5 protein-coding genes are annotated in these 7,623 nt (G+C 58.3%); 3 read left to right on the top strand and 2 right to left on the bottom strand.

Annotated features, from left to right (window positions below):
* Positions 1 to 211: 211 nt before the first annotated feature.
* Positions 212 to 1,300 carry a sugar kinase gene (locus J3350_RS13690; RefSeq protein WP_097793472.1) on the bottom strand — a complete coding sequence of 363 codons (1,089 nt, stop codon included), beginning with the start codon at positions 1,298 to 1,300 and terminating at the stop codon, positions 212 to 214.
* A 195-nt stretch (positions 1,301 to 1,495) separates the two neighbouring features.
* Positions 1,496 to 2,413: a radical SAM protein gene (locus J3350_RS13685; RefSeq protein ID WP_207687003.1), complete on the bottom strand. Its 918-nt coding sequence runs from the start codon at positions 2,411 to 2,413 to the stop codon at positions 1,496 to 1,498.
* 134 nt (positions 2,414 to 2,547) lie between these two features.
* On the opposite strand from J3350_RS13685, the gene J3350_RS13680 reads away from it, so the two are divergent.
* From J3350_RS13680 to J3350_RS13670, 3 genes are all read left to right on the top strand, one after another.
* A complete protein-coding gene (locus J3350_RS13680) occupies positions 2,548 to 4,554 on the top strand; it encodes a fructose-1,6-bisphosphatase (RefSeq protein WP_207687002.1) in 2,007 nt (668 codons plus the stop codon).
* Positions 4,555 to 4,815: 261 nt separating this feature from the next.
* Positions 4,816 to 6,111 carry a UDP-N-acetylglucosamine 1-carboxyvinyltransferase gene (locus J3350_RS13675; protein ID WP_370569335.1) on the top strand — a complete coding sequence of 432 codons (1,296 nt, stop codon included), beginning with the start codon at positions 4,816 to 4,818 and terminating at the stop codon, positions 6,109 to 6,111.
* A gap of 153 nt (positions 6,112 to 6,264) precedes the next feature.
* Positions 6,265 to 7,053 carry an MBL fold metallo-hydrolase gene (locus J3350_RS13670; RefSeq protein ID WP_207687000.1) on the top strand — a complete coding sequence of 263 codons (789 nt, stop codon included), beginning with the start codon at positions 6,265 to 6,267 and terminating at the stop codon, positions 7,051 to 7,053.
* Positions 7,054 to 7,623: the final 570 nt, after the last annotated feature.

Here is a 7,623-nt window from a genome sequence, read left to right as displayed (position 1 = left end):
ATAAATAAGCAGCGCCCGCCGGGAGATCTCCCGGCGGGCGCTGCTGTGTTCAGAGGAACGTTATTTTTCTTGCCTTACTTTGCGGCATCCACCAGCACACCAAGTGAAGAATGATAAATTGGTGTCAATTTGTGACGCTGACGGCATAAAAAAAGCCGGAAACCAACGTACAGCGGTCGGTTCCCGGCAGACGGAAGCGCTGAGGCGAAACTCAACGCTTGATGTCGTAGTTCATGTTCATCAGGTTGCGGATGGAGCTTACATCGTCGGTGATGTTGGCATCGCCGTGGATGGTGTGCTTGATGGCGCTGCTGGCCACGGCAAAGTTGATCATATCCATGGCCTTGTAGTCGTGCAGCATGGCGTAGATGAGGCCGCTGGCGAAGGCGTCGCCGCCGCCCACGCGGTCGAGGATATTAAAGGTGAACAGCTTGCTCTCGAAGGTATGGCCCTCGTACCACATAAAAGCCTTCAGGCTGTTCTCGCTGCCGCTGTGGGCATAGCGCACATGGCGGGCGATGCACTTCAGGTTGGGGTAGCGCTCAATGAAGTGCTGGAAGATCTCGTCCTGCTGCTCATAGCTGGGCTGCAGGGGCACACCGTCCTTCCAGTCGCCCTTGGAGTGGTCGGTCTCGTCTTTCCACAGGTGGTAAGGCTCGATGCCCAGCAGCACATCCACATAGGGCAGGCACTCGGTGCAGAAGTCGCGGGCTTCCTCCCAGCTCCATAGGGTGGAACGGAAGTTGCCGTCAAAGCTGACGGTCAGGCCCTTCTTCTTGGCGGTCTTGAGCATGTCGATGATGAGGCCGCGGCAGTTGGGGGCCAGAGCCGGGGTGATGCCGCTCAGGTGCAGCCAGTCGAAGCCATCCAGCAGAGCGTCCAGATCGACCTGCGAGAAGTCATACTCGGTGATGGCGCTGTGCTTGCGGTCGTAGATGACCTTGGAAGCGCGGATGCCGTAGCCGGTCTCCAGATAGTAGGTGCCCAGCCGGTTCGAGGGGGTCTCGTCCGGCTCGGTCAGGATCATGGGGGTGCAGTGGACATCGTTGGAGCGCAGCCAGCGCACGGCGCTCTTGCCCAGACTGTTGTTGGGCACTACGCTGAAGAAGGTGCTGTCCACGCCCAGGTTTGCCAGTGCCAGTGCGATATTGGCCTCGCTGCCGCCGTAGCTGGCCTCGAAACTGGAAGCCATGCGGATCTTTTCGTAGTTCGGCGGGGTCAGGCGCAGCATGATCTCACCGCAGGTGATGAACTTCTGCCCGCTGGTCTCGCTGCCAAGGATCGGATTGTAGTGTTCCATAACGCTCCTCCTAAAAAGTCGTTGCTTTATACCGTAACGATGTGAGAACACATTGTTGTATCCATTATACCGCACCCCGAAGCAGATAGCAAGCAAATGCCGCGGATGAAAAGAGAAAATAAGCGGGGATTTTTGGCGGTTTTGACGAACCCTCTCCGTCACCTTCGCGAGAGTTGGCACCGCCGACGGAGCGTGTCACACCCCCGTCAGATCAAAGCTGGGGGTATACTCTTCTTTGGCACTGCTCTTCTGCTGCATGTAGCCGTCCGAAAGGCCGAGATCCATGGCGTAGTTGACCACCCGGCGGTATTCGTAGGTGGTGATGCGCCGCCCGATGCCGTGGTCGGCGGCTTTATAAAAAGGTGTGTACTGGCTCATGACGCTGGGCAGGAAACAGCCGTGGTCGGCGCGATTCCAGGCGGCCATCTGGTCCAGTACGGCGAAGCTGTCGTCCACGTGGCCGGGCAGGGCCAGATGCCGCAGGATGACGCCTTTTTGCAGGATGCCGTCCGCATCGAAGACCGGGTGCCCGGCCTGCGCCATCATGGCTTCGATGCCGGGTCTGGCCACCGCAAAGTAATCCGGCGCGGCCGAAAGCTCGGCGGACAGGGCAGGGGAAACGTACTTCAGGTCGGCCAGCCAGATGTCGATATACCCCCGCCAGCGCTCAATGCTCTCCAGCGTCTCATAGCCGCCGGTGTTGCAGACGATGGGAAGGTGCAGCCCCTGCGCCCGCGCCAGGTCGAGCGCCGCGATGATCCACGGCTGCCACTGGCCGGGCGTGACCAGATTGATGTTGTGCGCGCCCTGCGCTTGCAGGTCCAGAAAGATCTCGGCCAGATGCCCGACGGAGATCTCCTTGCCGAGCCCCTCGACGCTGATGGGGTAGTTCTGGCAGAAGCAGCACTTGAGAGTGCAGCCGGAAAAGAACACCGTGCCGCTGCCCCGTGTGCCGCTGATGCAGGGCTCTTCCCAGAAATGGAGGGCGGCGCGGGCGGCTTTCAGCGCACCGCCTGCCCCGCAGAAGCCGATCCGCCCGGCGGCGCGGTCCGCGCGGCACTGCCGGGGGCAGAGTGTGCAGGTTTCGGGTGCGAAGTTGGTGGTTTTGGGCATACTATCTAAGTCCTTTGCGAAAGTTTTGAACAAATTGCTCGCTTCTATTATACCATTTTTGGGCGCAGTTGTGGTATACTATGGTTGAATATTTCATGCGATGAAAGAATACTGCATAATTTGGGGAGGACACTATGCGCACTGAAAATGAGGAGATCCGAGACCACCTGAAATATCTGGCCCTGCTGGCGCGGGATTACCCCTCGCAGGCGGCAGCAGCCAGCGAGATCATCAGCACACAGGCTTTGCTCAAGCTGCCCAAGGGTACGGAGCACTTTATGAGCGATCTGCACGGCGAGAACGAGGCCTTTGTCCACATCCTGAACTCGGCGTCCGGCGTCATCCGCGAAAAAGTCGATATCGTGCTGGGCGATACCATCCCGGAGGCGGCCCGCGCCGAGCTGGCCACCCTCATCTATTATCCCAACGAGAAGCTGCCCCAGCTCAAGGCCCGCTGCGCCGATGAGGACGAGCTGGACCAGTGGTATACCGAGACGCTCCTGCGCCTCATCGACATCTGCCGTCTGGTCTCCTCCAAACACACCCGCGAGCATGTCCGCGAATGCCTGCCCGCAAGCTGCGGCTACATTCTGGATGAGCTGCTCCACGCCCACTTCGAAGACCACGATAAAGATCTGTACTACGGCCAGATCGTGGGCAGCATCATCGAGAACGGCCGGGCTGACAAGTTCATCGTCCGCCTGTGTGAACTCATCAAGCGGCTGGCTGTGGACAAGTTACATATCGTCGGCGACCTGTTCGACCGCGGCCCCCGTCCGGACATCATCCTGGACCTGCTCATGCGCCACCACAATGTCGATATCCAGTGGGGCAACCACGACGTGGTCTGGATGGGTGCCGCTGCGGGCAGCCCCATCTGCGTCTGCACCGTGCTCAAGACCACGTTGGCCTACCACAACCACGGGATGCTCGAAGACTGCTATGGCATCAACCTGCGGCATTTGCAGCGGATGGCGGAGCAGTTCTATGGCGACGACGACCTGTCCCTCTGGATGCCCCACACCGATGCGGCCCGCGGCCCCTATACGCCCGGTATGCTCCACCGCTGCGCCGTCATGCACAAGGCTGTCACCATCCTCATGCTCAAGATGGAGTGCTGCGTCATCGACCGCAACCCCGATTTTAAGATGAAGGGCCGCGACTTCCTCCGCCACATCGACTGGGAGAAGGGGACCGTCACCGTAAACGGCAGTTCATACCCCCTGCGGGATACGAGCTTTCCCACCGTAGACCCCGCCGACCCCGCCCGGCTCAATCCGGACGAGCAGGTGGTGCTGGACAAGCTGGTCCAGTCCTTCCGCCAGAGCGAGAAATTGCAGCAGCACATCGAGTTCCTCTACGCCAAGGGCAGCGTCTACCACATCGAGAACGGCAACCTGCTCTATCACGGCGTCGTGCCCATGACCCGGAGCGGCAGCTTTGCCGTGGAGCGGTTCGAGGGGCACAGCTACTCCGGACGCGCCCTTATGGATTATTGCGACGAGCGCGCCCGCCGGGGCTACTTTGGCCCGGAAGGCTCTCTTGCGCGCCAGAGCGGGCAGGACTTTTTGTGGTATCTGTGGTGCGGCAAGCTGTCGCCGCTGTTCGGCCGCAGCGCCATGACCACCTTTGAGCGGCTCTACATTGCCGACCCCGCCACCCACGAGGAGGTCAAGGACCCCTATTATACCTGGTACAACGAGGAGGCCGCCTGCCGCCGCATCCTGTCCGAGTTCGGCCTGCCCGGCACGAGCCACATCGTCAACGGCCATGTGCCCGTCCGCGAAAAGAGCGGCGAGAGTCCGGTCAAGGGCGGGGGCCGTCTCGTCGTCATCGACGGCGGCTTCTGCCGCGCCTACCACGACAAGACCGGCATCGCGGGCTATACGCTGGTCTACTCCAGCCGCACCATGTCCCTGCGCACCCACCAGCCCTTCGAAAGCACCGAAAAAGCCGTAAATGAGAACATCGACATCCTCTCGCAGAAAAACATCCTGGAGACCGAGAACCACCGCATCCTCGTGGAGGAGACCGACGAGGGCGAGGTGCTGCGGGAGCGGGTGTATGACCTGAAACAGCTGGTCAAGGCCTATCAGTTGGGCTGGCTCAAGGAGACACATTGCGAAGACTGCGTCTGGTAAAGGCGGCCTGCTTCGTGCAGCCTGACAAGATTTTTGTAAAATTTTTGAAAAAACAAACAAAATAACTGAATATCTGTGCTTTTTCTGGGCAAAACAGAAAATAATCCCTGCTGTGCAAATGGGTCTTTGCTTTTTGGCCGAAGTCGTGTATAATAAGATAGCATATCTTGAGAGCGTATGCCCAATGGAGTGCATCGGATTTTAATGTGACGAGAAACAAAAGCCCTTTGGGGGCGCACACGCAAGCCCCACGACAAGGAGATCATAAAATTGGAAAAATTTGTTATTACGGGCGGTAAGCCCCTGCACGGTGCGGTCACCATTTCGGGTGCCAAAAATGCGGCTGTGGGCATCCTGCCTGCCACCATTCTGGCCGGGGACGTCTGTGTCATCGAAAACCTGCCCGACATCAGCGATGTGGCCGTCAGCCTGAAGATCCTGAGCGTCCTGGGTGCCCAGATCAAGATGCTGAACCGGAACACCTACGAGATCGACACCACCCACATCAGCTGCACCAATGTGCCGGACGATCTGTCCCGCCAGATGCGCGCCAGTTATTATTTCCTGGGTGCGCTGCTCTCCCGCTTCGGCAAGGCGCAGGTGGCCATGCCCGGCGGCTGCAACCTTGGCCCCCGCCCCATCGACCAGCACCTCAAGGCCTTCAGCGCTCTGGGCGCCGAGGACAGTGTGGACTACGGCATGATCACTGTCCGTGCCAAGGAAGGCCTGACCGGTGCCCACATCTTCTTTGATAAGGTCAGCGTCGGCGCGACCATGAACGGTATGCTGTCCGCTGTCATGGCGGATGGCCAGACCATTTTGGAAAACTGCGCCAAGGAACCCCACGTGGTCGATCTGGCGAACTTCCTGAACATGTGCGGTGCCGATGTGCGCGGTGCGGGCACCGATGTCATCAAGGTGCGCGGTGTTCAGCAGATGCACGGCTGCACCTACAGCATCATCCCGGACCAGATCGAGGCGGGCAGCTATATGGTGGCTGCTGCGGCCACCGGCGGCGATGTCCTCATCGAGAACGTCACCCCGAAGCATCTGGAACCGATCACAGCCAAGCTCCGCCGCGCGGGCGTGGAAGTGGAGGAATTCGATGACTCTGTCCGTGTCCGCCGCACCGGCGACATCCTGCCCCTGAAGATCAACACCATGCCGCACCCTGGCTTCCCGACTGACATGCAGCCCCTGATGGGTGTGCTGCTCAGCGTGGCAAAGGGCACCTCTACCATCACGGAGAGCGTGTGGGACAACCGGTTCCGCTATGTGGACGAGCTGCGCAAGATGGGCGCAAACGTGCAGGTGGACGGCCAAGTCGCCGTATTCGAGGGCGTGGACAAGCTCAGCCCGGCCCCGCTGCGCGCTTCCGACCTGCGTGCAGGTGCTGCCATGGTCGTGGCGGCCCTGATGGCTGACGGCACCAGCGAGATCGAGGAGATCGGCCACATCGAGCGCGGCTACGAGAACATCGTGGAGAAACTGCGCGGCCTGGGTGCCGACATCAGCAAGGTGGACCGTGCGCCCGCTGCGCTGGAATCGGCTATGTAACGGAATAAACCTCTCCGTCATCGCTGACGTGATGCCGCTTCTCCTGATAGGGGAGCTGGCGGGCGAAGCCCGACGGAGAGGTTGTACAGAGAATCACAGAATTTGAACCAGCCTGCTGCGTCTTTGCAGCGGGCTGCTTTTATGAGGAGACCAATGGCAGAATTTATCTCATTATACTCCGGCTCGTCCGGCAACAGCAGCGTGGTGCGCTGCGGCGAACGATATCTCATTGTGGATATGGGAAAAGGCGTCCGCACTACAGGCGCGGCCCTCAAAGCACTGGATCTGAACATCAGCGACTGTGCGGGCATCCTCGTCACCCATGAGCACAGCGACCATGTGAAGGGACTTTCCACCTTCCTGAAAAAGAATCCGCTGCCGGTCTACGGCGCAGCGGCTACGCTGGATTTTCTGGACGCCAATGGCATCGTGCCCGTTTCGTGCGAGATGCACAGCGTCTCCGGCGGGGAAGAGGACATCGGCGATTTTGGTGTCACGGCTTTTCCCACCAGCCACGATGTGCCCTGCGCTGGCTACCGCATCCATACCCCGGATGGCAAGACCATGACCATCGCCACCGACCTCGGCGTCCTGACGCCGCCGGTGCACGAGGCACTTTCCGGCTGTGACCTTGTTGCACTGGAAAGCAACTATGACCTGCATATGCTGCGCAGCGGGCCGTATCCTTATTACTTACGCTCCCGCATCGAGTCCACCCGCGGCCACCTATCCAACGACGAGTGCGCAGCAAAGCTCCTGGAACTGGTGCAGGAGGGGTGCAAGAAGTTTGCCCTCTGCCATCTTTCCCAGGAAAATAATACCCCTATGCTCGCGCTGCAGACGGTCTTCAACACCTTTGGTGCGGCCGGTGTCATCCCCGAAAAGGACTGCGTCGTCCAGACCCAGCGGCGGAATGAGGTCAGCCCGGTACTGGAATTTTGAGAAATAACGTCAGAAAAACACCAAAAAACGGTATCACCAGATGCACCATGCCGCGATTGGATGGAAGATGAAATACAAGAAAATGAAGGAAATTCAAATTTCCTTAAAAAAACTTGTAAAAAAGTGTTGACATCCACCCCGGTGTATGGTATTATACTTGAGCGCCAAGTGCTGAGACAAAAGAATGACTTCCGAAGCCTCAGCTGAGAAGCGAGAGAAAAGAACCAATAGACGCCGAGAAGTTCCGGTTTGTTCCGAGAAACTTGAAGTGATCCAAGTTCAGAACGTTCGAAATGCTTCGAAAAAAGTGCTTGACAAAAAATCACTTCTGTGATAAAATAATTAAGCTTTCAGCCGGTTGGCTGAGGCGCACAGGACCTTGAAAATTGAACAATATCGAAAAACTTGTAACGGAACCTATTTTCGTGTTGGAAAAACACGTAAAACAATTCCAAACAAAGTAATTCACACAGGACGCAAGCGATTGCGTGCTGAGCGAAAAAGATTTAACACTTTTTAAGTGATAAATATCATTTATAAAGAGTTTAATCCTGGCTCAGGACGAACGCT

This window comes from Faecalibacterium sp. Marseille-Q3530 (genome assembly GCF_017377625.1).
Taxonomy (GTDB): Bacteria; Bacillota; Clostridia; order Oscillospirales; family Ruminococcaceae; genus Faecalibacterium; species Faecalibacterium prausnitzii_E.
Note: the sequence above shows the minus strand (reverse complement) of the source record. Positions and strands in the feature narration are given on the sequence as shown.